This window comes from Streptomyces rectiviolaceus, assembly GCF_039533825.1.
GTDB classification, from domain to species: domain Bacteria; phylum Actinomycetota; class Actinomycetes; order Streptomycetales; family Streptomycetaceae; genus Streptomyces; species Streptomyces rectiviolaceus.
This window is the reverse complement of record NZ_BAAAUG010000039.1, coordinates 30,387-55,213: the sequence shown is the minus strand read 5'-3', so window position 1 is coordinate 55,213 and position 24,827 is coordinate 30,387. Positions and strand designations below refer to the sequence as shown.

Below are 24,827 nucleotides of genomic sequence, written 5' to 3'. Positions count from 1 at the left end.
GTCCCCACCGGCTACCCGGCCCTTCATGCGCCGGACGGGCCATGATGGCGAGCCCGTCCGGCGGCATCGCGCCCTACCTCGCCCCGTACACCGGCTCGGGCGCCTGCGCCCCGGCGAGCAGCTTCAGCGCCGTGTCGCCCGCATCCGCCGGGGTCCAGCGTGCCCCCTTGTCGGCCGTCGGCCCCGGCCGCCAGCCCTCCATGACGGTGATGCGCCCCGCTTCGGCCTCGAAGACACGGCCCGTGACACCGGCGGACGCCTCGGACCCCAGCCAGACCACGACCGGCGACACGTTCTCCGGAGCCATCGCGTCGAAGCCGCCCTCCTCGGGCGCGGCCATGGTCTCCGCGAAGGTCTGCTCCGTCATCCGCGTCCGCGCGGCGGGCGCGATCGCGTTGACCCGCACTCCGTAGGACGCGAATTCGGCGGAGGCGACCATGGTGAGCCCGAGGATCCCGGCCTTGGCCGCGCTGTAGTTCCCCTGCCCGACACTCCCCGAAAGCCCGGCCCCGGAGCTGGTGTTGACCACGCACGCGTGCCGCGCGCGCCCCGCCTTCGCCTCGCCGCGCCAGTAGGCGGCCGCGTGCTTCAGCGGCAGAAAGTGCCCCTTCAGATGTACGCGCATCACCGCGTCCCAGTCGTCCTCCTCGAGGTTGACCAGCATCCGGTCCCGCAGGAACCCCGCGTTGTTGACCAGGGTGTCCAGCTGCCCGTACGTGTCGATGGCGGCCCGCACCAGGGATGCGGCGCCCTCGGAGGTGGCGATGTCGCCGCCGTGCGCGACGGCTTCGCCGCCCGCGGCGCGGATCTCCTCGACGACGTCGTGCGCGGGCCCGCCGGACGCTCCGGAGCCGTCGGGCCCCACACCGAGGTCGTTGACGACGACCTTGGCGCCCTCGGCGGCATACGCGCGCGCGTGCGCACGGCCCAGGCCCCGGCCCGCACCCGTGACGATCACGACGCGGCCCGCGCAGATTCCCGTGCGCGGCTTGTCGGCTGAGGTCATGCGTCCTCCTCGGTCATGTGGAACTCCTCGGACACGTTCAGTGGTTGACGGACGCGGCGTCCAGGAACGCGGGGCGTTCGCCGCCCCCGTGCAGGTGCAGTGCGGCGCCGCTGATGTAGCGCGCGCCGTCGGAGGCGAGGAAGACGCACGCGTCCCCGACGTCCGACGGCTCCGCGAGGCGGCCGAGCGGGATGGTGCGGGCGACCTGCGCGATGCCGTCCTCGTCGCCGTAGTGCAGATGGGCGCTCTCGGTGCGAGCGAGGCCGAGCACGACGGTGTTCACGCGCACCTTCGGGGCCCACTCGACGGCCATCGTGCGCGCGAGGTTCTCCAGGCCCGCCTTGGCCGCGCCATAGGCACCTGTGCCGGGCGACGGCCGCGAACCGCTCACGCTCCCGATCATGGTGATGCTGCCCCCGCCGGTCTCCTGGCCGCGCATGACCTCGTACGCCGCCAAGGACGCGTACAGCGGGGCCAGCAGGTTGAGTTCGACGATCTTGGCCTGGCGGGCGGGGGCCGACTCGGCAAGCAGCCCGAAGGGTGTGCCGCCCGCGTTGTTCACCAGCGCGTCCAACCGTCCGTGGTCGGCGGCCACATCGGCGAAGAACGTGTGCGCCGCCTCCGCCTCGCGCAGGTCGAGGGGCCGGAACTCGGCGGTGGCACCCGCGGCTTCGACCGGACGGTCCGGCGGCCTGCGGGCACAGACGACGACCCGAGCACCGGCGGCGAGGAAGCTGCGGGCGATGCCGGCGCCGACGCCTCGGGTGCCGCCGGTGACGACCACCACCTGTTGGGTGTCAGTCATCGCTGCTACCGTCCTAACTAACAAATGTTTGGTTGAAGGGCCTGGTTGAAAGGTAGCGGATCCTCTGATGTCTGTCTCCACCTCCACCCCGGACAAGGGCGTCGCCGCCGTCACCGTCGACTTCCCGCCCGTCAACGCCCTGCCCGTGCAGGGGTGGTTCGACCTGGCGGCAGCGGTGCGCGCGGCGGGCCGCGATCCCGAGACGCGCTGCGTCGTCCTAGCCGCCGATGGCCGTGGTTTCAACGCGGGCGTGGACATCAAGGAGATGCAGCGCGACAGCGGCCACAGCGCACTGATAGGCGCCAACCGCGGGTGCTACGAAGCGTTTTCGGCGGTCTACGAATGCGAGGTGCCGGTCGTGGCCGCGGTGAACGGCTTCTGCCTGGGCGGTGGCATCGGCCTGGTGGGCAACGCGGACGCGATCGTGGCGAGCGAGGACGCCACGTTCGGCCTGCCCGAGCTGGACCGGGGCGCTCTCGGCGCCGCGACGCATCTCGCCCGCCTGGTGCCGCAGCACCTGATGCGTGCCTTGTACTACACCTCACGCACGGCCACCGCGGCCGAGCTGCACGCGCACGGCTCCGTGTGGCGTGTCGTTCCACCCGCGGAACTGCGCGAGGCAGCCCTGGAGTTGGCCCGCGAGATCGCACAGAAGGACGGGACGCTGCTGCGGTTCGCCAAGGCCGCGATCAACGGCATCGACCCCGTCGACGTGCACCGCAGCTACCGCTTCGAGCAGGGCTTCACCTTCGAGGCGAACTTGAGCGGCCTGGCCGACCGCGTCCGCGAGGGCTTCGGACAGGAATCCGGCAAGGAAGAGAAGGCAGCGAAGGCAGCGAAGGAAGAGAAGGGCAGGGCATGAGGGACAAGACCATGACGCCCGACGAGATCGTGGGGCGCCTGCGGAGCGGGATGACGCTCGGCATCGGCGGCTGGGGCTCGCGCCGCAAACCCATGGCGCTGGTGCGGGCCCTGCTGCGGTCCGGCATCACGGACCTCACCGTCGTGTCGTACGGCGGCCCGGACATCGGCCTGCTCGCCGCGGCGGGCAAGATCCGCAAGCTGGTCACGGCGTTCACGACCCTCGACTCGATCCCCCTGGAGCCGCACTTCCGCGCGGCGCGCGAGCGCGGGGCCTTCGACCTGGTCGAGCTGGACGAGGCGATGTTCATGCAGGGCCTGACGGCCGGCGCCCAGCGGCTGCCCTTCCTGCCGATCCGCGCGGGCCTCGGTTCGGACGTCCTGCGGGTCAACCCCCAGCTGCGTACGATCACTTCGCCGTACGAGGACGGGGAGGAGCTTGTCGCCGTGCCCGCCCTGCGGATGGACGCGGCACTGGTTCATCTGAACCGCGCCGACCGCCTGGGCAACGCCCAGTATCTGGGCCCGGACCCGTACTTCGACGACTTGTTCTGCGAGGCCGCCGACACGGCGTACGTGTCGTGCGAGCGGATCGTCGAGTCGAGCGAGCTCACCGAGCGGGCGGCGCCGCAGACGATGCTGATCTCCCGGCACGCGGTGACGGGCGTGACCGAGACACCCAAGGGCGCGCACTTCACGTCGTGCGTGCCGGACTACGGCCGGGACGAGCCCTTCCAGAAGGCCTACGCCACCGCTGCGGGCGACACGGACTCCTGGAAGGAATTCGAGGAGCGCTTCCTCACCGGCACCGAGCAGGACTACCAAGCGGCCGTGCAGACCTGGCACAAGGAGCAGCGATGACGCAGACCGACCCGACGGCGGCGGCCCGCGCTCGCGAGACGGCCTCCGCGACCCCCGTCACTCGCGCCGAGTACTGCGTGATCGCCTGCGCCGAGGCCTGGCGGGGCGCCGGGGAGATCCTCGCGTCCCCGATGGGCACGGTCCCGGCGATCGCCGCCCGCCTGGCCAAGCTGACGTTCTCGCCGGATCTGCTCCTCACGGACGGGGAGGCGCTGCTGATCGGTGACGTGCCCGCCGTGGGGGCACCGTCGGCGGTGACGGAGGGCTGGTTGCCGTACCGCAGGCACCTGACGATGGTCATGGGCGGCAGGCGTCACGTGATGATGGGCGCGAGCCAGATCGACCGCTTCGGGAACCAGAACATTTCCTGCATCGGCGACTGGGCGCGGCCCAAGCGCCAGCTGCTCGGGGTGCGCGGAGCTCCGGTCAACACCCTCAACAACCCGGTGAGTTACTGGATCCCCCGGCACTCGACGCGTGTCTTCGTCGAGAAGGTCGACATGATCAGCGGTGTCGGTTACGACAGCGCGGCGGCGGCCGGTCCTTCCGCCACCCGCTTCCACGACCTGCGCCGGGTCGTGTCGGACCTCGGCGTCTTCGACTTCGGGGCGGCGGACCACGCGATGCGCCTGGTGTCCCTGCATCCGGGTGTGACGGTCGATCAGGTGCGTGAGTCGACCGGCTTCACGCTCGCGGCGGCGGACGACGTGCCCTGCACCCGCGAGCCGACGGCGGAGGAACTGCGGCTGATCCGGGACGTGGTGGACCCGCGTGGTCTGCGCGAGCGCGAGGTGCGCTCGTGACGTCCGCCCCGCCGGGCATGGAGACGGCGCTGACCAAGCTGGTCGGTGTCCGGTACCCGATCGTGCAGACCGGCATGGGCTGGGTGGCGGGCCCCCGCCTGGTCTCCGCGACGGCGAACGCGGGCGCCCTCGGCATCCTGGCGTCCGCGACGATGACCGTGGACCAGCTGCGCTCGGCCATCCGGGAGGTCAAGTCCCGTACGGACGAGCCCTTCGGGGTCAATCTCCGCGCCGACGCGGGCGACGCGCGGGACCGGGTGCGGGTCATCGTCGACGAGGGAGTGCGGGTCGCGTCCTTCGCGCTGGCCCCCTCGCAGGAGCTGATCGCGGAGCTGAAGGACGCCGGGGTGGTCGTCATCCCGTCCATCGGCGCGCGTCGGCATGCCGAGAAGGTCGCCGCGTGGGGCGCGGACGCGGTCGTCGTGCAGGGCGGCGAGGGCGGCGGGCACACGGGCGAGGTCGCCACGACCGTGCTGTTGCCGCAGGTCGTGGACGCGGTGGACATTCCGGTGATCGCGGCAGGCGGCTTCTTCGACGGGCGGGGGCTCGTCGCCGCGCTCGCCTATGGCGCGGCAGGGGTCGCGATGGGCACACGCTTTCTGCTCACCTCGGACTCGACGGTGCCGGACGCGGTCAAGGCGCGCTATCTGGCCGCGTCGGTCAAGGACGTCACGGTGACCACTCGGGTGGACGGTCTCCCGCACCGGATGCTGCGGACGGATTTTGTCGCTTCGCTGGAGAAGTCGGGGCGGACGGCGTCCCTCGCGCGGGCCGTGCGGCACGCTGCGGCGTTCCGGAAGATGTCCGGGATGGGGTGGGGGGAGATGGTCCGGGACGGGCTTGCGATGCGGCACGGCAAGGGGATGACGCGGAGTCAGGTCCTGCTGGCCGCGAATACGCCGATGATGTTGAAGGCGGCGATGGTGGACGGGCTGCCGGAGGCGGGGGTCATGGCCTCCGGGCAGGTGGCGGGCGTCATCGAGGATCTGCCGTCGTGCGAGGAGCTGGTTTCGGGGGTGATGGTGGAGGCGGCCGAGGTGGTGGGTCGGCTGCGGCTGAGCTGAGCAGGCCGGTGGCCCTTCCCCGATCCTGTCTCTCCCCGAAACTGGCTGCGCCGGGCCTTGCGCGCCGTCGATCACCGGCTTCGCCGAGTTGCGTCCTTCATCGCCGGGCGGGCCGAAATGCGCCCGCCCGGTTTGCGGTTGGGCAGCACTCGGTCGGGGACGGGGGGCGCCGACGGGGGGACGCCCCCGCTCAGACCCCCGCCACCTCCAAGGAAGCCCGTGCCCGGGCGACCAAACCGTCGGCCCCGCAGGACTCGGCCAGGGCAAGGCCCCGCGCCAACTCGCTCGCGGACCCCGCCGCGATCCCGTACTCGACTCGCGCGACCGCATGCTCATAGGCGCACGGCGAAGCCTCCAGACAGGCGACGGCTCGTGCGTACAGCTCGACCGCCCGCTGTCCGCTCTCCAGGGACGCCGCGCACAGCAGCGCCTCGCCGATCGCCGTCTCCGTACCGAAGAGCTCCGCCTGGACCCGTGCGTCCGCGGCCAGTTCGGCGGCCCGCCGCGGATCCTCCACGGCGAGTGCGCGGGCGAGGGCATACGCCCAGGGGTTGACGACCGTGTTGTAGCGGCCGCGTTCGTTCGCCGTCTTCGCCGCCACCTCCAACTCGCTGATGCCCTCGGGCCGTTGTTCCATGGCGAACAGCAGGCGGCCCCGCACGGAGTGGATGTCGGGCAGGAGGATCGTGGACGGGTAGGGCGGCGCGATGCCGTAGCGGTCGGCGATCTCCTGTGCTTCGTCGGCCCTGCCCCGGGCGAGCAGTGTGTCGATGAGCTTGCACGCCGCGTCCCAGTGCATCGGGAGGCCGCTGCCGACACGGTCGGTGAGACGAAGGCTCTCCCGCAGCGAGGCCTCCGCCTCGGCGAGACGGCCGCGCCTGCGGTACACCAGGCCCAACCAGGCCTTGGCGACGGCCAGGTGGCCGCCGCTCCAGCCCGCCGCCTCGTAGGCACGGACCCCCTCGGCGAAGACACTCTCGGCGCGGTCGAGGCGGTCGGTGAAGATGTAGGCGCCGCCCAGCATCTTCAGGAGCTCGAAGCCCCACTCCGTGTCGGTCCAGCCGAGCCCGGGCGCGAGGCGGCCGTTGACGAGGGAGCGGTCGCAGAGCTCGACGATCTCCTCTGCGTTCTCCCCGCGGGTCATGGCGTCGAAGGCGCGCAGGATCAGCAGCGCACGTTCGGAGTTGTCGCGACCCCGCAGCGGTCCCGCGAGCGAGGCGAGCCGGCGCGAACGTCCCGTCGCGTCCTCCTCGCGCGAATAGATGCCCTCCCACATGTAGTGGACGCCCAGCAGCCGCAGCCGGTCGGGGCCGGGTTCGAGGCGGGCGGCCTCGGCGTCCACGACGCGCAAGGCCTCCTCCAACTGGTCGTTGTGCACCAGGGCTTGGGAGAGACGGCACACCGCGTCCACACGCAGCTTGCGGTCGAGGCCCGGCGTGTGGAGCGCCTGGCGCAGGTGGCCGATGGTCGTGGCGGGCGAGGTGAGGAGCGTGGCGCAGCCGAGTTCGTAGAGCACGCGCGCGTGGGTCTCGGGCAGCGGCGGTTCCCGCAGGGCGCGTTCGAGGCAGCGGCGGGCCGCGTCCGGCGCGCCGACCGCGAGGTGCTCGGCCGCCGCCTGGCGCAACTGCTTGACCAGTTCGGGGTCGTCGTCGGGGTGGACCTCCAGGAGGTGCCGGGAGGCGGCCGCCGCGCCTCGCCCCGACAGCGTGACGGCCCAGGCGGCCTGGCCGTGCATCGCGGTGCGGGTGGCGGGCGGGATCGAGCGGTAGACGGTGCTCGCGATCAGCGGATGGACGAACTCCAGGCCCTGGTCGGCGCCGAGCAGGATGCGCGCGGTCCGCAGCCGCTCCGCGCACCGCTCGGCCGTCTCGCGGGTCATCCCGGCGAGCGAGGCGGCGAGGTCGAGCGGGATGGCGGTGCCGAGGATCGCCGCCGCCCACGCGAACCGCGTGACGTCCGTGCCGAGTCCTTCGAGACGGGCGACCAGTCCGCGGCCGCGGGCCGAGCGGTTCAGGGCGCGCAGTTCGGCGGCGGAGCCCTCCACCGGCTCGAGATCACTGTCCTGCACCTTGGCGAGTAGTTCCACGGATTCGTACGGATTGCCGCCGGTGACCGCCCACACCTCGCGGCAGAACGGCGCGTCCGCGTGCTCGCCGAGGGTGGCGCGGGTGAGTCCGGCCGCCGCGTCCGGGGTGAGCGCGCGCAGCGGGGGCGTGGGGCGGGCCGCCCTGCCGACCGCCGCGAGGTGGCGCGCACTTTCGCCGATGGCGTCGTCCGGACGGTGGGCGACCACCACGAGGACGGGCAGTTCGTCGAGGCGCTGGGCGAACGCGGCCAGCCAGTGCAAGGTCTCCTGGTCGGCCCAGTGCGCGTCGTCGATGAGCAGGACGAGCGGCCAGTGCACCCCCGAGAGGCGCGCGACCGCCTCGACCAGGCCGTCGCACACACCCTGCGGGTCGGCCTGACGGCCGGCCGGTTCGGCTATGCCGAGGGCGGGGCCTGCGATCTCGTACCAGTCGCCGAGATACTCCCGTGCCTCTTCGGGAGAGAGGCCGACGAGTGCCGGCTGCAGCAACTGGCGTACGACGTTGAAGGGGACGGAGGTGACGGTCTCGCCACCCCGCGCGGACCACACCACGGCCCGCCCTTCCGCGATGCGGCGCACCTCGGACAGCAGCGCCGTCTTGCCGATCCCCGCCTCGCCCTGGAAGACGAGCAGCCCGCCCGCCGTCGTCGCGTCGGAGCACAGCTCGTCAACGGCCCGTGCGGCCGCGGCGAGTTCCGCATCACGCTCCCACAGCGGGGCCCCGGTCCCACCTCCGGGCCGTCCCTGCGTCATCGCGCTACCTCCCGGGGTCGCTCAATCGACGTACAGACATCGAGACTAGCTGGGGAGAGGGCCTCGCGGTGCGGGGTCCGGCCAGCAACTCCCGCAAGGAGTGAGGGACGTGCCAGGAACTGGACGCGGTCAGAGGCGCTCGATGATGGTCACGTTCGCCTGGCCGCCACCTTCGCACATGGTCTGAAGGCCGAACCGGCCGCCTGTGCGCTCCAGTTCGTGCAGGAGCGTCGTCATCAATTTGACGCCGGTCGCCCCCAGCGGGTGGCCGAGGGCTATCGCGCCGCCGTTGACGTTGACCCTCTCCGGGTCTGCCCCGGTCTCCTTCAGCCAGGCGAGGACGACCGGCGCGAACGCTTCGTTGATCTCGACGAGGTCGATGTCGCCGATGCTCATGCCGGTCTTCTTGAGGGCGTACGCAGTGGCGGGGATCGGCGCGGACAGCATGCGGATCGGGTCCTCGCCGCGCACCGAGAGGTGGTGGATGCGGGCGCGGGGCGTCAACCCGTGCTCCCGCACGGCCCGTTCACTGGCGACGAGCATGGCGGCCGCGCCGTCAGAGACCTGCGAGGAGCAGGCGGCGGTGATGGTGCCCTCGTCCAGGACGGGCTTGAGCCCTGCCATCTTCTCCAGGGTCGTGTCGCGGCGCGGGCCCTCGTCGGTGGTCACGTCCGCGTACGCGGTGAGTTCGCGGTCGAAGCGGCCCTCGTCGATCGCGCGGACGGCCCGCTGATGCGAGCGGAGCGCGAACTCCTCCATGTCACGGCGGGATATGCCCCACTTCTCCGCGATCAGCTGGGCGCCGTGGAACTGGTTGACCGGCAGGTCTCCGTAACGGGCGCGCCAGCCCTCGCTGCCCGCGTACGGGCCTTCGGTGAGGCCGAGCGGTTCGGCGGCCTGCCGGGAGGCGAAGGCGATGGGGATCATCGACATGTTCTGTGTGCCGCCCGCGACGACGAGGTCCTGCGTGCCGGACAGGACTCCCTGCGCCGCGAAGTGCACGGCCTGCTGCGAGGATCCGCACTGCCGGTCGATCGTCACGCCGGGCACTTCTTCGGGGAGGCCGGCCGCGAGCCAGGAGGTGCGGGCGATGTCACCGGCCTGCGGGCCGACCGTGTCCAGGCAGCCGAAGACGACGTCCTCGACGGCGGCGGGGTCGATTCCGGTGCGCTCGACGAGTGCCTTCAGGACATGGGCTCCCAGGTCGGCGGGGTGGACGGCCGAGAGGCCGCCCTTGCGCCTGCCGACGGGGGTGCGGACCGCTTCGACGATGTAGGCCTCGGCCATGACTGCGTACTCCTCGTGCTCCTCGGGCGGTGCGCGGTCGCCGGCGTGACGACGCGCTCTCTACGTGCGTACGGCGATGCCGTCCAGGACCATCGAGAGGTACTGGCGGGCGATCTCCTCGGGGCTGTGGCCTCCCCCGGGGCGGTACCAGGACGCGGCGACCCAGACGGTGTCGCGCACGAAGCGGTAGGCGAGCCGGATGTCCAGGTCGTCGCGGAAGACGCGCTCCGCGACTCCGCGCTCCAGCGTCGTCAGCCACGTCTTCTCGAAGCGCTGCTGCGAATCGGTCAGGTACTGGAAGCGCGCCTGCGCGACCAGGTGCTTGGACTCCTTCTGATAGATGGCGACGGCGGAGCGGTGCCGGTCGATCTCCCGGAAGGACTCGGTGACGAGCGCCTCGAGGGTCTCGCGGGGGCCGAGCCGCGACTGGAGCACGGTGTCGTACCCGTCCCACAGCTCGGCGAGGAAGGTGGAGAGGATCTCTTCGAGCATCGACTCCTTGGAGTCGAAGTGGTAGTAGAGGCTGCCGGCGAGCATGCCGGCGGCGTCCGCGATCTTGCGGACCGTGGTCGCGTTGTACCCCTGCTCCGCGAAGACGTCCGCCGCGATGGCGAGGAGTTCGCGCCGTCGCTCGGGCGAGGGGCTCACAGCGGCCTTCTTCTTCGTGGTGCTGCCCTGCTTCTTCGTGGTGCTGCTCTGCTCTGTCGTGGTGCTGCTCTGCTTCGGTTTCGACACACGGTCATTCTCCGCCTAGGCGTGCTGGTTGCTGACCGAGACCGTCTCCCCCGTCATGTACGAGGAGTACTCACTGGCCAGGAAGACGATGACGTTGGCTATCTCCCAGGGCTCGGCATGGCGCCCGAACGCCTCGCGGGCGGTGAGCTCCTCGAGGAGCTCGGGCGAGGTGACCTTCGCGAGGTGCGGGTGCATGGCGAGGCTGGGCGACACCGCGTTGATCCGTATGCCGTGGGGCGCGGCCTCGACGGCGGCGCAGCGGGTGAGGGCCATGACGCCCGCCTTCGCCGCGGCGTAGTGCGCCTGGCCCGCCTGGGCGCGCCAGCCGAGCACCGAGGCGTTGTTCACGATCACGCCGCCCCGGTCGGCGGCCCGCATGCGGCGCAGGGCGGCTCTGGTGGAGCGGAACGTGCCGTTCAGCGTCACGTCGATGACTCTGTCCCACTGCTCGTCGGTCATTCCGGTGAGCTCGGCGGTGCCACCGAGTCCCGCGTTGTTCACGACGACGTCCAGGCCGCCGTGGCGCTGCTCGGCCAGGTCGTACAGAGCCTGCACCTGGGCTTCGTCCGTGACGTCGCACGGCGTCCCGTCGACCCGGTCGGCGCCGAACTCCCCGGCCAGCGCCTCCACCGTCTCCTTCGTGCGCCGCGGGTGGGCGTCGCCGATGACGATGCGCGCGCCTTCCTCCAGGAACCGCCGGGCGGTGGCGCCGCCGATGCCCGCTCCGGCCGCGGCGGTGATGACGGCGGTGCGGCCCAGGAGCAGACCGTGCCCCGGCACGTACGCGGGTGCGTCCATGCTCGGCCCCCTTAGCTCTCGACTCGCTCTCGACGACTGGCTCGACCTCAGGGTAATCTACCAAACACTTGTTAGGGAAGACTGCTGGGGAAGTACCGGAGAAGAACCGACCGAAGAGGTGGGCCACTGATGGATCTCGACTTCACCGCCGGGGAAGGGGAGTTCAGGCAGCGGGCGCGCGACTGGCTCGGCGGGCACGTGCCCGCCGAGCCGCTCCCGTCGCTGGAGACCCGGGAGGGTTTCGCGGCCCACCGCGCCTGGGAGGGCGTGCTCGCGGTCGACCGCTGGTCGGTGGTCTCCTGGCCCGAGGAGTACGGCGGGCAGGGCGTCGACATCGTCAAGTGGCTGGTGTTCGAGGAGGAGTACTTCGCCGCGGGCGGCCCCGGCCGTGTCTCGCAGAACGGCATCAACCTCCTCGCGCCGACCCTCTTCGACTTCGGCACCGACGAGCAGCGCGCACGCGTACTGCCCCCGATGGCGAGCGGCGAGGTGATCTGGGCGCAGGCCTGGTCCGAGCCGGAGTCGGGCTCGGACCTGGCGTCTTTGCGCTCCACCGCCCGGCGCACGGAGGGCGGATGGCTGATCAGCGGGCAGAAGACCTGGTCGTCCCGGGCCGCGTTCGCCGACCGCGCGTTCGGCCTGTTCCGCAGCGAGCCAGCCGTCGACCCCGCCAAGCCGCACCGGGGGCTTACGTACCTGATGTTCCCGCTCGACGCGGACGGCGTGACCGTCCGGCCCATCGGGCGTCTGGACGGCAAACCCGCGTTCGCCGAACTCTTCCTGGACGACGTCTTCGTGCCGGACGAGGACGTGATCGGCGAACCGGGCCAGGGCTGGCGGATCGCCATGTCGACGACGGGCAACGAACGGGGCCTGACGCTGCGCTCCCCCGGCCGCTTCGTCGCCGCGGCCGACCGCCTGGTGCGGCAGTGGCGCGCGGACGGCGACCCCGCGGACACCGCGCTGCGCGACCGGGTGGCCGACACCGTGATCGGGGCCCGCGCCTATCAGCTGTTCACCTGGGCCAGCGCATCGCGCTTCGCGGCGGGCGAGACGATCGGCGCGGAGTCGAGCCTGAACAAGGTCTTCTGGTCCGAGTACGACATCGCGCTGCACGAGACCGCGCTGGACCTCCTGGGCGCGGAGGGCGAGTTGGCGGACGACGGCAACGCATGGGCGGAGGGGTACGTCTTCTCGCTCGCCGGGCCGATCTACGCGGGCACGAACGAGATCCAGCGCGACATCATCGCCGAGCGGCTGCTCGGACTGCCGAAGGGACGCCGCTGATGAGGTTCCTCCTCGACGACGAGCAGCGCGAGTTCGCGCGCTCGCTCGACGCGATGCTGACGGCGGCCGACACTCCGGCGGCCGCGAGAGCGTGGGCCACAGGGGACCACGCGCCGGGGCGCGTCGTGTGGGGACGCCTCGCGGATGCGGGCGTGTTCGCGCTCGCCGTCCCTGTGGAGTACGAGGGGGTGGGGCTGCTCCCTGTCGAAGTCGCCGTCGCCTTTGTCGAGTTGGGGCGGCATGCGGTGCCAGGCCCGGTGGTCGAGACGGTGGCGGCGGGCGCGCTGCTCACCCGCCTCGCCGAACTGGGCGAGGCGGCCCCCGCCAAGCGGCTCCTTCCGCCCGTGGCCTCCGGGGAGGCCGTAACAACACTCACCCTCCCCCAAGGGGGGCCGTACGCGCTGGACGCGGACGCGGCGACACTACGACTGACCGCCACGGACGGTGAGCTGCGCCTGGCCTCCGCGCACGCGCGCGTGGAGCGGTCGTTGGACCCGGTGCGGCGCCTGGCGCGCCTGAGGCCGGGCGGCGAACTCCTTGCCTCGGGCCCGTCGGTGACGGAGGCCTCCCGGTGGGCGGCCGACTGGGCCTCGCTCGCGACGGCCGCGCAGGCCTTGGGGGTCGGGCTCGCGCTGCTCGACAAGACGGTCGCGTACGTGAAGCAGCGCACCCAGTTCGGCACGCCGATCGGCGCCTTCCAAGCGGTCAAGCACCGCCTCGCGGACGTCCTGATAGGCCTCGAGTTCGCCCGGCCCCTGCTGTACGGGGCGGCGTTGACCCTGGACACGGCGGACGTGGCCGCGGCGAAGGCAGCGGCGAGCGAAGCCGCGTACGGCGCCGCACGAGCGGCGCTGCAACTCCACGGGGCGATCGGTTACACGGCGGAGTACGACCTGTCGCTGTGGCTGACGAAGGCGCGAGCACTGCGCACCGCCTGGGGCAGCCCCGGGGACTGCCGACGACTGGTGCTGTCCGGAAGCCGGGGGCTCGGCTGACGTGCGAGCTCGGCCGCCCGCAAAACATGTCCGGAGGCCGCGGGTCCGGCTGGCCTACGCTTCGAGCGCCCGCGAAACCGTCGCCCCAAGTTCCACGCACCGCCCCCCCCTCACACGTGCTCCCATCCCCCCTCACCCACCTGCTCGCGAGCGATCCGGCGCCACTCCCGCAGGCCGCCCGGGAGCGGCCAGGCCCAGGTGGGGCGGTGTGCCGTGCGCAGCTCGTCGAGGCGGCGGGCGAGGGCCGGTCCTGCGAACTCGGCGCCGTCGGGGACGGTCGGACCCTGCGCGGCGCGCAGTTCGGTGAACCTCGCGAGCTCCGCCGCGTACGTCGCGACGGCCCGTTCCGTGCCGGTGTCCACCTCGTCCTGCGGGACGGTTCGTCGCAGTTCCAGGACGGCCGGTTCCACGGATTCGGCCATGGCAGCGGCCAGCCGGGCATGACCGTCCAGGACGAGATAGCTGTCGAGCCCGCTCACCCACCAGAGCAGTACGGGCGGCAGCGTGCCGTCCCTCGCCTGCTTGCGGTACGCCTTGACCCGGGAGTCGTCGGCGTCCGGCATGGCGCGCAGCGGAAGGATCTCCCAAGAGCCGTTGTGGATGAACCAGTCCATGTACCCGTCGGGATCACCCTCTACGAGCAGCTCGCGCCAGTACTCTCCCTGCGGCACACCTCGGTGGTTCGGCCGGAGGAGCAGCGGGTCCGGGGACAGGACCCAACGCCCGTCGTGCAGAGGGCTGTCGGGTGACGCGGCGAGCAGGGCCGCGAAGTGGTGGGCCCAGCGCTGCCGGGAGCCTCCGAAGGCACGGGCCATCTGTGCGCGCAGGGGTGGGACGAGGGGGCGGTAGCGGCCGGTCCGGTAGAAGTCGACTCCGTGGCGGTCAGGATCCACCAGGGCGAGCAGCAGCGGAACCGCGGTGGCTCCCTGGGTCAGGAGCAGGCGGTTTGCGGCGGTTCGCGGGCATAGACCGGGTCGTGGTCGTTCGCGCACATCGAGGAGCAGGGCGCTCCAGGTGCCGTCGGTTCGGGTGAGGTTCGTGCGTCGCGTCCGCGTACGCAGACCGGGTGAACCCGTGGTGGACATGGACAACTCTCTCCCTCCCCCTGCCGGGATGGCCTGAACTGGATCGTACGTGCGAGTGCACGGGCCCCGTCATCGCTGCGATGATCAAACACACCCGTGAGGAGAGCGAAAGGGGCAGCACGTGCGCGTAATCGGGCTGATGTCGGGGACTTCGTACGACGCCATCGACGCCGCGGCGGCCGACCTGACGATCGACGGCGACCGTCTGCTGCTCTCTCCCCTGGGTCTCATCACCCGCGGGTACGACGAAGCGCTGCGGACGGCTCTGGGCGCCGCGCTGCCGCCCGCCGCCACCACGCTGGCGGACGTCTGCCGCCTCGACACCCGCATCGGCCAGGCCTTCGCCGCGGCGGCGGCCGAGGCGGACCGCGAACTGTGCGACGGGCGCGCCGAGTTGGTCGCGTCGCACGGGCAGACGGTCTACCACTGGGTGGAGGACGGCCAGGTGCACGGCACGCTGCAGATCGGGCAGCCCGCGTGGATCGCCGAGCGGACGGGGCTGCCGGTGGTCGCCGATTTCCGCCCCCGCGACATCGCCGCGGGAGGCCAGGGCGCGCCCCTGGTCAGCATCGTCGACCGGATGTGGCTGCGCGGCAGGCCCGGCGCCCCCGCCGCGCTGAACCTCGGCGGCATCGCCAACATCACCGCCCCGGACGGCACCGCCTTCGACACGGGCCCCGCCAACGCCCTCATCGACGCGGCCGTGCGTGAACTGACCCGGGAGCGGCTCACGTACGACCTCGACGGCGAGATGGCCGCGCGCGGCACGGTCGACGAGGGGCTGCTCGCGGTCCTCCTGGCCGAGCCGTACTACGCGCGGCCCGCCCCGAAGACCACCGGCAAGGAGCTCTTCCACCTGCCCTATCTACAGGCGGCGCTCTCCGGGTACGAGGCCATCACCCCGGAGGACGTCGTCGCCACGCTCACCCGGCTCACCGCCCGCACGGTCGCCGACGCCGTCAGGTCCGTCGACGCCTCCGAGGTCATCGCCTCCGGCGGCGGCACGCGCAATCCGACGCTGATGGCGTTCCTGCGGGCCGAGTTGGGGGGCAAGGTCCCGGTGCGCACCTCCGACGAGCTCGGCCTTCCGTCCGCCGCGAAGGAGGCGTACGCCTTCGCGGTCCTCGGCTTCCTGACGGCGCACGGGCTGCCGGGGACGGTGCCGGAAAGCACGGGGGCCCGGCATGCGAGCGTGCTGGGGTCGATCACTCCGGGGCGGGCCGGGGTGCGGGTGCCCGCGCCCGAGGGCGGCGGGCCGGTGCGGTTGGTGGTGGACGGGCGGGGCGGGTGAACTGGCCTCCCTCTCGGGCGAGTACGGCTGAGGCCCTTGGGTGAGTTGTGCCGAGCGCAGCTGGGCGAGTTGCGCCGAGTGGAGCTGGGCGAGTTGTGCTGAGTGCGGCGGCCGAACGGGGCCGAACGGTGACCTCCGTAGAGGCCCTAGAGGCCCCCTCTCATCCCGCTTTCACCGAATGCTCATACCCTGACGCCCATGACCCAGGTAACCCCTCCCGGCTGGTACCCCGACCCCGGCCAGACGACTGACGGCCCCCGTACCGAGCGCTGGTGGGACGGGAACGTATGGACGGACCAGGTCCGCGCGGTGGGTTCCGCCACCGCCGGGTGGGGCGATTCCGCCCCTGCGGCTCCCCCGGCCTATCCGCCCACCGCCCCGACTGGTGTCCCGACAGGTGCCGCCCCTGGCGCGCCCCTGGCCTATCCCTCCTACCCGGGACAGCCCACCACCCCTCGGCGCGGCCTTCGCACAGGCATAGCCGTGGGCGTGGCCCTCGTGGTGCTCGCCGTGATAGGCGGCGGCGTCTACTTCCTGACCGCCGACGACGACGGGGACAGCGAAAGCGCCGCCAAGCCCCCCTCGTCCTCCGCCCCCTCGAAGCCCGGCTCGCCCAAGGACCCGCAGGACCCCGAGCAGTCCCAGCCCCCCGGCGGCCCCTCCGCGCCGCCCACCGAGGAGGGCTACGCCACCGACATGCTCAGCGGCATCAGCCTCCCCGTACCCGACGGCTGGACCGGCGCGACCGGCCAGCGCGGCGGCGCATCGGTGAGCGTGGACCCTTACCCGTGTCCCGGCGAAGCCTCCAAGACCTGCAGCCGCGGCGGCGCGTACTCCGGACCCGCCGAGGCGTTCAAGGTCGACGCCAAGACGGCGGAGGCCGCTGCCAAGGCCGACATCGCCGTGAACGCCAAGGAGTCCTACGGCGGCAAGACCTACGGCAAGATCACCTCGCACAAGGAGCTGGAGTCCAAGGCCGTCACCGTCGCCGGCCAGAAGGGCTACCTCGTCCGCTGGAAGGCTGTCACCGAGAAGAGCGACGACGGCTACGTCCAGTCCCTCGCCTTCCCCTCCCCCTCCGACAAGTCGGCGCTCGTCATCGTCCGCTTCGGCATCGACGTCAACGACAAGTCGCCGAAGGTGTCCGTCATGGACGAGATCACCAAGGGGATCAAGGCCGCGGCGGGCGGCGGGGGCGGCAACGGCCAGGAAGTCTGACGGGGCGTCGCGCGGCCCCGGCCGGGAACGTCAGAGCCGGGCGGGCGGAACCACGAAGGTTTCGGCCCGCCCGGCCAAGGGCGGCCACGCCACCCCCGTCCCCACGGTGCGGCGCGGCTCAGGCAGATCGGGGTCCGTCATCCACCGGGCCCCGGTCCACGATCAGGTGGGTCTGGTCAGACCCAGTGCGGGCAGCAGGCACGCCTCCACAAATTCGGACAGGTACTCCTCGTCCGCTTGCTTGCCCTCGAGGACCGGGCGGGCCCGGACCACGCCCATGAGCTGAGCCGTGATGAACCGCGTGGCCGGATGGTCCGCGGCGATCTCGCCCCGGGCCACTCCCCGCTCGACCAGGTCGTCGAGCGCCCGGGTCTCCGGCTCCACCAGCGCCTCGCGCAGCGCGCTGCGCAGATCCTCGTCCTGCAGCACCGCGTGGCTCAGCGCCTGCACCAGCATGCTGTCCCGGGTCGACCACTCCCCCGCGGCCCGCGCCGCCTCGCGCAGATCACCGGCGAGCGTGCCGGTGTCGATGCCCGCGAAGCGCACACAGCGGTTGGCGCGCAGCGCGGCGGCCACGAACTGGGGCTTCGTCTTCCACTGGCGGTAGAGCGTGGACTTGCTGCACCGGGTGGTGGAGGCCACGCCTTCCATGGTCACGGCGTCGTACCCGCACTCGCGGAGCTGGTCGAGGACGGCGTCGTAGAACTCCTGCTCACGCTCGGGCGTGATCTTGGAGCGGCGCGACGAGCCCACGGGGTCCGCTGTGCCTGCGTCTGCTGCCCGGTCCGGCGACGTCATGACTCTTCTCCTCGATGCGGCGGCTTCGACCGACCCTATCGATACGCCAGTGTACCGGTACGCGTCCGTATCGGTACACTGGCGTATCGGTACACTGTCGTATCGATGAGTGGGGCGCTCCGGACAGAGCGAAACGCTTCCTCGCTCACTACCCGCACCACCCAGTCATCACGTAAAGGGGCCGGGGGATGGAATCCCGAACCGAGCCTGCCGAAAGGGAACCGGACATAGCCGTCCGGGAGCCGGACACATCTGCCCGACCGCCCCTCGTCCGCGAGCTCCTCCTCGTCGTAGGACTCTTTCTCGTCTACAAATTCGGCAGGCAGCTGGCCAACGGCCACACCGGTGAGGCCTTCCGCAACGCCCACCACGTGTGGGACGCCGAACGCACCCTGCGCCTGCCGGGCGAGGGCGCCGTGCAGGACGCGCTGCTCAGCAGCGACACCCTGGTGCACATCGCGAACACCTACTACGCGACCGTGCACTTCCCGGCCACCGCGCTGTTCCTGATCTGGCTCTACCTGCGCCGGCCCCGGCACTACGTATGGAGCCGGCGGGTGCTCGCCGCCCTGACCGCGGCGGCTCTCGTGCTGCACCTGACCTTCCCCCTGGCGCCGCCCCGGCTCCTTGAAGCGACAGGGCTCGTGGACACCGGGCAGGTGTACGGACCCACCGTCTATGGCTCCACCCCGCAGACCGACTCGATGGCCAACCAGTTCGCCGCGATGCCGTCCCTGCACTTCGGGTGGGCGCTGATGCTCGCCGTCGGCCTCATCGCCGCGACCTCGTCGCGGTGGCGGTGGCTGTGGCTGCTGCATCCGCTGATCACCCTGCTCGTGGTGGTCGGGACCGCCAACCACTACTGGCTCGACGCCATCGCGGTGACCGCGCTGCTCGGCATCGCGTTCGCCGTGATCAAGCTGCCGGATCCCGCGCGCTCGCTCGTCGTGCGCCGCCACGCGCCCGCCCCCGAGCCGGCCGCCGCGGGGGTCCGACGGTGAACGCCACACTCCTCGCCGTCGCGCTCTCGCTCGTGTCGGCCGCCGCGTACGCCTCCGCCGCCGTGGCCCAGGAACGCCTCGCCTCCCGCATCACGGGCACCGGCAACGGCTTCCTGCGGCTGCTCGGCAGCGGGGCCTGGTGGTCGTCCGTCGGGCTCAACGCGTCCGCGGCGCTGCTGCACGTGGCGGCCCTGAAGTACGGTCCGCTCACCCTGGTCCAGCCGCTCGGCGCGCTCACCCTGGTCGCCGCCGTGCCGCTGGGCGCGCGGCTCGCGGGGCGGCGGGTCACCCCGCTGGAGTGGCGCGGCACGGGCCTCACGCTCATCGGCCTCGGCGCCCTGCTCCTCACGGCTTCCGGGCCCGCGCCCGACGACAGGCTGACCCTGACGGAGGCGCTGGCCGTGGCGGGCGCGACGATGGCCGTGATCGGTGTCCTCTCCCGTCCGGGTACGCGGCCGGGGCTGCGTCACGCGACGGCTTCCGGGTTCGCCTCGGGCGTCGCGTCCGCGCTCACGCAGACCGTGACGGTCGCCGCCACGGACCGCTCGGGTCCGCTGCTCAGCCCGCAGGTGATCGTCGTGGCGCTGCTCGTCGCCGCGTTCGCCGTGGGCGGCCTCTTCCTGTCCCAGACCGCGTATCGCGGAGGCCTGGGGGCGCCGCTCGCCGTCGTCACCCTGGCCAACCCGGTGGCCGCGGCCGCCATCGGCCTGACGTTGCTCGGGGAGCGGCTGCAGGGAGGCGTGGCCGGTCTTTTCCTGGCGGCCGGGGGTGCGGCGATCGCGGCGTACGGCGTGGTGGTCCTCACCCGGTCACCGCGCGACGAGGCGCGCGCACCGGTCTCCGGACCCGCCGTTGACCTACGGCTGGTAGAGCTCTCGGGCGCGGGCCAGGTCCAGAGGCCCGTCCTGGTGCAGGTCCAGGAAGAAGTCCACCTGCCACGCCTGCGCACCGGTGGCCTGACCGTTCGTGGTGATCACCCAGGGCGGGTAGACGCGGAAGGCTCGTTTCCCACCAAAACCGTCTGCTGATACGACACCGTGGTCGCGGAGCGCGTCCACGGGAAAGACGAACTGGCCGAACTGGTCACGGTCGCGGGTGCTGATGACAAAGAGGTCGACGGGGTCCGTGGCATCGAAGGGCTGGATGGGCCCGGCCGGGGACCTCTTCCAGACGGTGACGAATTGGCCGACCTTGGTGGGGGTCGTCCTGGCCGCGCGGAACCGGAGGGAGAGGCCGTCAAGGGTGAACTCGTGCGCTGCGTAAGCGGCACCCTCGGCTTCGGGCACCGGCCGCGAGCAGGTGAACCCGCAGGGGTCGTAGACGAGCGCCTTCGCCGCAAGGAGATCCGGGTGGGCCGAGGCGGTGTCCGGCCACGGCCTGAGATCGGATGAGTACTCGCGGTTCGTTGTCATTCGGCCACCCTGTCACGGGTACTTGGACGCGGTCGGCTCGACCTGGGGCGCTCTCGAAACGGCGTCGGCCGCGCCCCAGGATTCCGGGGCGCGGCCGATGGCGTACGAGATGCGGGACCGTCACCCGAAGCCGCGGGAGTCCTGCTTCAGTGCCGTGTCGACCGTCAGGGCCGTCGCCACGACGAGGCTCAGGAGCGGCTCGGGCAGCTGGTAGTGGATCTGCAGGACGTAGTTGTCCGCGGTCGTGAACATCGTCTTGGCGAGGCCTTCCCAGGTCTTCGTGATCCGGGCGACCTCGTTGTCCGCGTGGTCGACGATCGAGAAGTTCCAGGCGCGCCAGTTCTCGGCCTTGATCGCACCGGCCTGCTGGCCGTTGACCATGATCGCGAAGTTGATCTTCCCGATCATGTTCTGCTGGACGATCTCACCGATCGGCTGGCCGTCGGCGCGCTCGACGATGACGCGCGACTTCATGAACTTGCGGGGGCGGGTCAGCTGGAGCACCGGCTGGCCGTACGCGTCGCGGATCTCGAGCTTGTGGGTCATGAACTGGTCGATGCTGGAGACGAAGCGCGCGACCTTCTTCAGCGTGCTCTGACCGACCTGGACGACCGAGCCGAGCACGTTGCCCGCCTGGTCCATCACGCTGTACTCGTTCGTCAGCTCGATGAGCTTGGCCTTCTGGTTCACCACAAGGACCGGCTCGGTGAAGAGCGTGCCGCCGCCCTGGGCGGATGGCGTGACACCTGCCTGCTGCTGGACCTGACGCTGCACCTTGGCCGGGTCGGCCTGCTGCTGGTACTGGCCCGGAGCCTGTGGCTGGACCTGCTGCTGTCCGCCGAACTGCCCTTGCTGCTGGCCGTATTGAGCCTGCTGCTGACCTCCGTACGGGGCCTGCGCGGGCTGCTGGGCCTGCTGCGGCTGGGCCGGTTGGACCGGTTGGGCCGGCCCAGCCTGCTGCGGGACCTGCTGGGGCTGCTGCGCCTGGGCGCCGCCCTGCTGGTCCGGGCTGGTGTGCTGGGTCCACTGGGAACCGTCCCACCAGCGCAGCAGCTGGGGCGCGCCCTGGGGGTCCGGATACCAGCCTGCAGGAGTGTTCGAATGCGTTGTCACCCGGGCACACTACCCCGCGGGCGGGGGCGGTCCGCCAGCCCCTGGCGGACCCTGTGACGACGGACTCACCAGCGGGGACAGCGGTCTTGCGATGGTCGGCTGAGTGTTCCGTATGAAGGCTGGTCCTCCTCAGTGATCATTTCGAAGGCTGAAGTGCTGCGCCTTTTTCGGGCTCGGCGGCACCGATTGACTGAGGGCACGTGGCGCGGCCGTGGGTGCCGGCGCCGTCCCCCTGTATGTCCATGTATGCCTTGAGGAGCCGTGCATGTCGCAGATCACCGACCCGCCCCCGGCCGCCGTGTTCCCCCGTCTGGGCTGGGTCGACGACCTGCTTCTTCCGGCACTTGAGGCGGCGGTGGCGGCTCTTCCCGGAGCCGAGAGGAAGGTGGCCGGCTACCACCGCGGTTGGTGCGACGCCGAGGGGGCGCCGGTGCCGACGGTGTCGAGCCGGGGCAAGGCGGTCCGACCGGCACTGACCCTGCTCTCCGCGGTGGCGGTCGGCGGCAGCGCACGGTGCGCCCTGCCGGGCGCCGTGGCCGTGGAGCTGGTGCACGACTTCACCCTGCTGCACGACGATGTCATCGACGGCGACGCCCTGCGCCGCCACCGGCGAGCCGCGTGGTCGGTGTTCGGCACCCCGTCGGCGGTCCTGACCGGCGACGCCCTGCTCGTCGGCGCGATGCGCGCGGTCACCGAGACGCCCGCCCCCGTCGCGACCGCAGCGGTGCAGGAACTCGTCCGGGCCCTGCTCGAACTGGTCGAGGGCCAGAGCCTCGACGTGACCTTTGAGGAGGCGCCCAAGGTGTCGGTGGCCCAGTACCTGGCCATGGCCGAGGGCAAGACCGGATCACTCATGGGCTGCGCCTGCGCCCTGGGCGGAGTGCTCGCGGGCGCCGACAGCGAACGGGTGAGCGGGCTGCGCGAGTTCGGCCGCCGCCTTGGCGTCGCCTTCCAGTGCGCCGACGACCTGCTCGGCATCTGGGGTCGCACCGCGCGGAGCGGCAAGCCGGTGGGAGCGGACCTGGCGGCGCGCAAGAAGTCGCTTCCCGTGGCGGCGGCCCTGGCCGGAACCGACGCTGCCGCGGAGCAACTGCGGTCCCTGTACGGCTCGTCGCATCCGCTCGGGGAGCAGGACATCGCCCTGATGCGTGAACTGGTGGAGAAGGCCGGCGGCCGGGAGGCCGCTGAACAGGAGGCACGCCGCCAGATGTCGGCCGCGCTGCGGGCGTTGTCCTGCGCCCGGCCGACGGCGGACGCCTACCGGCAGTTGCAGGAGATCGCCTGGGCGATGATCCGCCGAGACACCTGACCGCCTGCCGCCCGCGAAAGAGGAGCGACGCGCGGGCGTGACTTTGGTCCGGGCGGGCCGTTGTCCGTGCGGTGGCCGTTTTGTGGCATCTGCCCGGCCTCGGCCTGGGCACCCGAAACGGGACGTGGTGAAGAAACGCGGGGAAGTTGTGCAGCAGACCGAGCCCAGTCCAGGCCTCCCGGGTGATCTTCCGGCCGTCTCCGCCTACGGGCTGCAAGTGATCCGCGGCAGCCAGACGGTTCTGGCGAACGTCACCTTCACCATCCCCCGCGGATGCATCGTCGGCCTGCTCGGCCCCAGCGGCTGCGGGAAGACGACGCTGCTGCGTTCCGTGGTCGGCGTGCAGCAGGCAACGGCGGGCCATGTCCAGGTCCTTGGGCACGCGGCAGGCGCTCAACAGCTGAAGACCCGCGTCGGCTACGTCACTCAGGCCCCCTCGGTCTACGCGGACCTGACCGTCCTCGAGAACCTGCGGTACTTCGCCGCCGCCCTGGGGATGCGGGGCTGGCGTCGAGAGGACGCGGTGGTCCGCGTGGTCAAGGAGGTCGACCTCGCGGACTACGCCGACAAGCTCGTCGCCCGCCTCTCGGGCGGACAGTACTCACGGGTCTCGCTCGCCGTGGCGCTCCTGAACAAGCCCGACCTGCTGGTGATGGACGAACCGACGGTCGGACTCGACCCCATCGTGCGCCGGGAGTTGTGGGTGGTGTTCCAACGGCTGGCCGCGGAAGGCACCGCACTGCTGATCTCCAGTCATGTCATGGACGAGGCCGACCGCTGCGACCGGCTGCTGTTGATGCGCTCCGGCCGGCTGCTGGCCAGCGCGGACCGGGCCACACTGCTGGGGCACACCAGATGTGCGGATGTGGAAGAGGCGTTCATGCACTTGGTGGAGGCCTCTGTCGCGGCCGAGGCTCGCGCCCGGCAACGGGCCGCCGCGCAGAGCCTGTTGCCCGACCTTTCCGGCCTGCTCGATCAGGCGTCGGCGCCCGATGCGGAGCGGACCTTCTTCGCCACGGACGCCCGCTCATGAACCACACTCGCCTGGCGGACCGGCTGCCGTTCTCCCCCACCATCACCGGCGCGACAGCCCTCCGCGTCCTGCAGCAGATCTCCCGCGACAAGGGCAGCACCGCCCTGCTCCTTGTCATCCCCTGCATGCTGATGGTGCTGCTCAAGCTGATGTTCCACGACTCGGAGGCCACCTTCGAACGGGTGGGTCCCCAGGTCTTCGGCATCTTCCCGGTCATCGTGATGTACCTGGTCGCGTCCGTATCCACACTGCGAGAACGCACCACCGGCACCGCCGAGCGACTGCTCACCATGCCGGTACGGCGGCTCGACATCGTGCTCGGCTACAGCCTCGCCTTCACCTTCCTGGCACTGGCGCAGGCGGTGCTCTCCACTCTCCTGTCCGTCGGCCCGCTGGGTCTGGACATCAAGGGCCCCGCCTACCTGTTGATGGTCATCGCCATGCTCGGCGCCCTGCTGGGTCTGGCGTTGGGACTGCTGGTGAGCGCCTTCGCCCGCAACGAGTTCCAGGCGGTGCAGTTCCTGCCGGCGGGAGTCCTGCCGCAGTTCCTGGTGTGCGGTCTCTTCGTGCCGCGTGACCAGATGCAGGGCGCGTTGTCGGGCGCGGCCCAGGTGATGCCCATGACGTACGCCGTCCAAGCCGCCGGCGAGGCCGCCAGACATTCCGGCGTCACCGGCCTGTTCATCCGGGACGCCCTGCTGATCCTGGCCTGCGTGGTCATGGTGCTCGTCGCGAGCGCCGCCACCCTCAAGCGATGAGACCCCGCCGACCGCAGACGAACGGCCTCCCCCCGGACATCCAGGAGGAGGCCGCCGCGGCCCGAGAAGCGCCTAGTCCTCGACGTCCCACGAGAAGCCGCCCGAGACGGTGCCCTCACGCGGGACATCGAACGGCCCGACGTGCAGGGGCCGCTCGTGGTCGTGGTCGTGGTCTTCGTGGTCGCCGAAGCCGTCGGGGCCCGGGTAGGCCGGGTAGGTCACGGCCTGGGGCGGCAGGGACGAGGCGGTGGCTGTTGCCGCGCCACCCGCCGTCAGGGCCAGAGCGGCGAGGGACACGAGGGCGAGACGACGAACCCGCAATGACATGAAAGTCCTCCTGCTGAAAGAAAAGGGGAATACGGGAGAGTGCGCGATTTCAACCTAGTAGGTGCGTGACTGACACCGGGCCAGACAATGCCGTATTCCTTGAAGGTCACCGAAAAAGGGAAAGAGGGAAGAGTAAAGATG

23 protein-coding genes and 1 pseudogene are annotated in these 24,827 nt (G+C 71.5%); 13 read left to right on the top strand and 11 right to left on the bottom strand.

The window, feature by feature from the left end:
- Window positions 1-73: 73 nt before the first annotated feature.
- The gene (locus tag ABD378_RS13355; protein ID WP_344520922.1) at window positions 74-1,006 is read right to left on the bottom strand and encodes an SDR family oxidoreductase; all 933 of its coding nucleotides are present in this window, start codon (window positions 1,004-1,006) and stop codon (window positions 74-76) included.
- Between the two features lie 37 nt (window positions 1,007-1,043).
- Entirely contained in the window at window positions 1,044-1,811 is a 768-nt protein-coding gene (locus tag ABD378_RS13350) for an SDR family oxidoreductase (protein ID WP_344520921.1), read from the bottom strand.
- A gap of 67 nt (window positions 1,812-1,878) precedes the next feature.
- Here ABD378_RS13350 and ABD378_RS13345 point away from each other — a divergent pair, with 67 nt between their 5' ends.
- From ABD378_RS13345 to ABD378_RS13330, 4 genes are read left to right on the top strand one after another with little or no spacing between them, the layout of a single operon-like run.
- Entirely contained in the window at window positions 1,879-2,673 is a 795-nt protein-coding gene (locus ABD378_RS13345) for an enoyl-CoA hydratase family protein (protein WP_344520920.1), read from the top strand.
- Entirely contained in the window at window positions 2,670-3,533 is an 864-nt protein-coding gene (locus ABD378_RS13340; protein WP_344520919.1) for a CoA transferase subunit A, read from the top strand. Before ABD378_RS13345 ends, ABD378_RS13340 begins: the two co-directional genes overlap by 4 nt.
- Window positions 3,530-4,336 (top strand): CoA-transferase subunit beta, encoded by an 807-nt coding sequence (locus tag ABD378_RS13335; RefSeq protein WP_344520918.1) that lies wholly within the window; start codon window positions 3,530-3,532, stop codon window positions 4,334-4,336. Before ABD378_RS13340 ends, ABD378_RS13335 begins: the two co-directional genes overlap by 4 nt.
- Window positions 4,337-4,353: 17 nt before the next feature.
- Window positions 4,354-5,400, top strand: a complete 1,047-nt coding sequence (locus ABD378_RS13330) for an NAD(P)H-dependent flavin oxidoreductase (RefSeq protein ID WP_344520942.1) — start codon at window positions 4,354-4,356, stop codon at window positions 5,398-5,400.
- 190 nt (window positions 5,401-5,590) lie between these two features.
- On the opposite strand, the gene ABD378_RS13325 is transcribed toward ABD378_RS13330, so the two are convergent.
- The 4 genes from ABD378_RS13325 to ABD378_RS13310 form a co-directional block, all read right to left on the bottom strand.
- Window positions 5,591-8,239, bottom strand: coding sequence for an ATP-binding protein (locus ABD378_RS13325; protein ID WP_344520917.1), 2,649 nt, complete (start codon window positions 8,237-8,239; stop codon window positions 5,591-5,593).
- Window positions 8,240-8,368: 129 nt separating this feature from the next.
- Window positions 8,369-9,526 carry an acetyl-CoA C-acetyltransferase gene (locus tag ABD378_RS13320; protein WP_344520915.1) on the bottom strand — a complete coding sequence of 386 codons (1,158 nt, stop codon included), beginning with the start codon at window positions 9,524-9,526 and terminating at the stop codon, window positions 8,369-8,371.
- A 60-nt stretch (window positions 9,527-9,586) separates the two neighbouring features.
- Window positions 9,587-10,174: a TetR/AcrR family transcriptional regulator gene (locus ABD378_RS13315; RefSeq protein ID WP_344520941.1), complete on the bottom strand. Its 588-nt coding sequence runs from the start codon at window positions 10,172-10,174 to the stop codon at window positions 9,587-9,589.
- A gap of 102 nt (window positions 10,175-10,276) precedes the next feature.
- Complete coding sequence (locus tag ABD378_RS13310; protein ID WP_344520914.1) at window positions 10,277-11,059, bottom strand: SDR family oxidoreductase; 783 nt, start codon at window positions 11,057-11,059, stop codon at window positions 10,277-10,279.
- A gap of 129 nt (window positions 11,060-11,188) precedes the next feature.
- On the opposite strand from ABD378_RS13310, the gene ABD378_RS13305 reads away from it, so the two are divergent.
- Window positions 11,189-12,346 (top strand): acyl-CoA dehydrogenase family protein, encoded by a 1,158-nt coding sequence (locus tag ABD378_RS13305; protein WP_344520913.1) that lies wholly within the window; start codon window positions 11,189-11,191, stop codon window positions 12,344-12,346.
- On the top strand, window positions 12,346-13,341 hold the full coding sequence (locus ABD378_RS13300; protein WP_344520911.1) for an acyl-CoA dehydrogenase family protein: 996 nt from the start codon (window positions 12,346-12,348) through the stop codon (window positions 13,339-13,341). Before ABD378_RS13305 ends, ABD378_RS13300 begins: the two co-directional genes overlap by 1 nt.
- A 110-nt stretch (window positions 13,342-13,451) precedes the next feature.
- Here the strand turns inward: ABD378_RS13300 and ABD378_RS13295 are convergent, their stop codons facing one another.
- Window positions 13,452-14,426 carry a hypothetical protein gene (locus ABD378_RS13295; protein WP_344520910.1) on the bottom strand — a complete coding sequence of 325 codons (975 nt, stop codon included), beginning with the start codon at window positions 14,424-14,426 and terminating at the stop codon, window positions 13,452-13,454.
- A gap of 121 nt (window positions 14,427-14,547) precedes the next feature.
- Between ABD378_RS13295 and ABD378_RS13290 the strand changes: the two genes are divergently transcribed.
- Both ABD378_RS13290 and ABD378_RS13285 read left to right on the top strand, forming a co-directional pair.
- Window positions 14,548-15,717, top strand: a complete 1,170-nt coding sequence (locus ABD378_RS13290; protein ID WP_344520909.1) for an anhydro-N-acetylmuramic acid kinase — start codon at window positions 14,548-14,550, stop codon at window positions 15,715-15,717.
- 198 nt (window positions 15,718-15,915) lie between these two features.
- Window positions 15,916-16,935, top strand: a complete 1,020-nt coding sequence (locus ABD378_RS13285; protein WP_344520908.1) for a DUF2510 domain-containing protein — start codon at window positions 15,916-15,918, stop codon at window positions 16,933-16,935.
- Between the two features lie 162 nt (window positions 16,936-17,097).
- Here ABD378_RS13285 and ABD378_RS13280 read toward each other — a convergent pair whose 3' ends face one another.
- Window positions 17,098-17,733, bottom strand: coding sequence for a TetR/AcrR family transcriptional regulator (locus ABD378_RS13280; protein ID WP_344520907.1), 636 nt, complete (start codon window positions 17,731-17,733; stop codon window positions 17,098-17,100).
- Between the two features lie 188 nt (window positions 17,734-17,921).
- Here ABD378_RS13280 and ABD378_RS13275 point away from each other — a divergent pair, with 188 nt between their 5' ends.
- Window positions 17,922-18,734 (top strand): phosphatase PAP2 family protein, encoded by an 813-nt coding sequence (locus ABD378_RS13275; RefSeq protein ID WP_344520906.1) that lies wholly within the window; start codon window positions 17,922-17,924, stop codon window positions 18,732-18,734.
- Complete coding sequence (locus ABD378_RS13270) at window positions 18,731-19,762, top strand: DMT family transporter (RefSeq protein WP_344520905.1); 1,032 nt, start codon at window positions 18,731-18,733, stop codon at window positions 19,760-19,762. Before ABD378_RS13275 ends, ABD378_RS13270 begins: the two co-directional genes overlap by 4 nt.
- On the opposite strand, the pseudogene ABD378_RS13265 reads toward ABD378_RS13270, so the two are convergent.
- Window positions 19,709-20,146, bottom strand: a pseudogene (locus ABD378_RS13265) (MepB family protein); the annotation flags it as partial. The gene ABD378_RS13270 and the pseudogene ABD378_RS13265 sit on opposite strands and share 54 nt — an antisense overlap.
- Before the next feature lie 120 nt (window positions 20,147-20,266).
- A complete protein-coding gene (locus ABD378_RS13260; RefSeq protein WP_344520904.1) occupies window positions 20,267-21,259 on the bottom strand; it encodes an LURP-one-related family protein in 993 nt (330 codons plus the stop codon).
- A 265-nt stretch (window positions 21,260-21,524) separates the two neighbouring features.
- On the opposite strand from ABD378_RS13260, the gene ABD378_RS13255 reads away from it, so the two are divergent.
- The 3 genes from ABD378_RS13255 (at window position 21,525) to ABD378_RS13245 (ending at window position 24,359) form a co-directional block, all read left to right on the top strand.
- Window positions 21,525-22,568: a polyprenyl synthetase family protein gene (locus ABD378_RS13255; RefSeq protein WP_344520903.1), complete on the top strand. Its 1,044-nt coding sequence runs from the start codon at window positions 21,525-21,527 to the stop codon at window positions 22,566-22,568.
- Between the two features lie 217 nt (window positions 22,569-22,785).
- Window positions 22,786-23,601, top strand: coding sequence for an ABC transporter ATP-binding protein (locus ABD378_RS13250; protein WP_344520902.1), 816 nt, complete (start codon window positions 22,786-22,788; stop codon window positions 23,599-23,601).
- On the top strand, window positions 23,598-24,359 hold the full coding sequence (locus ABD378_RS13245) for an ABC transporter permease (RefSeq protein WP_344520901.1): 762 nt from the start codon (window positions 23,598-23,600) through the stop codon (window positions 24,357-24,359). The genes ABD378_RS13250 and ABD378_RS13245 overlap by 4 nt, the downstream gene beginning before the upstream one ends.
- 72 nt (window positions 24,360-24,431) lie before the next feature.
- Here the strand turns inward: ABD378_RS13245 and ABD378_RS13240 are convergent, their stop codons facing one another.
- A complete protein-coding gene (locus ABD378_RS13240; RefSeq protein WP_344520899.1) occupies window positions 24,432-24,686 on the bottom strand; it encodes a hypothetical protein in 255 nt (84 codons plus the stop codon).
- Window positions 24,687-24,827: the final 141 nt, after the last annotated feature.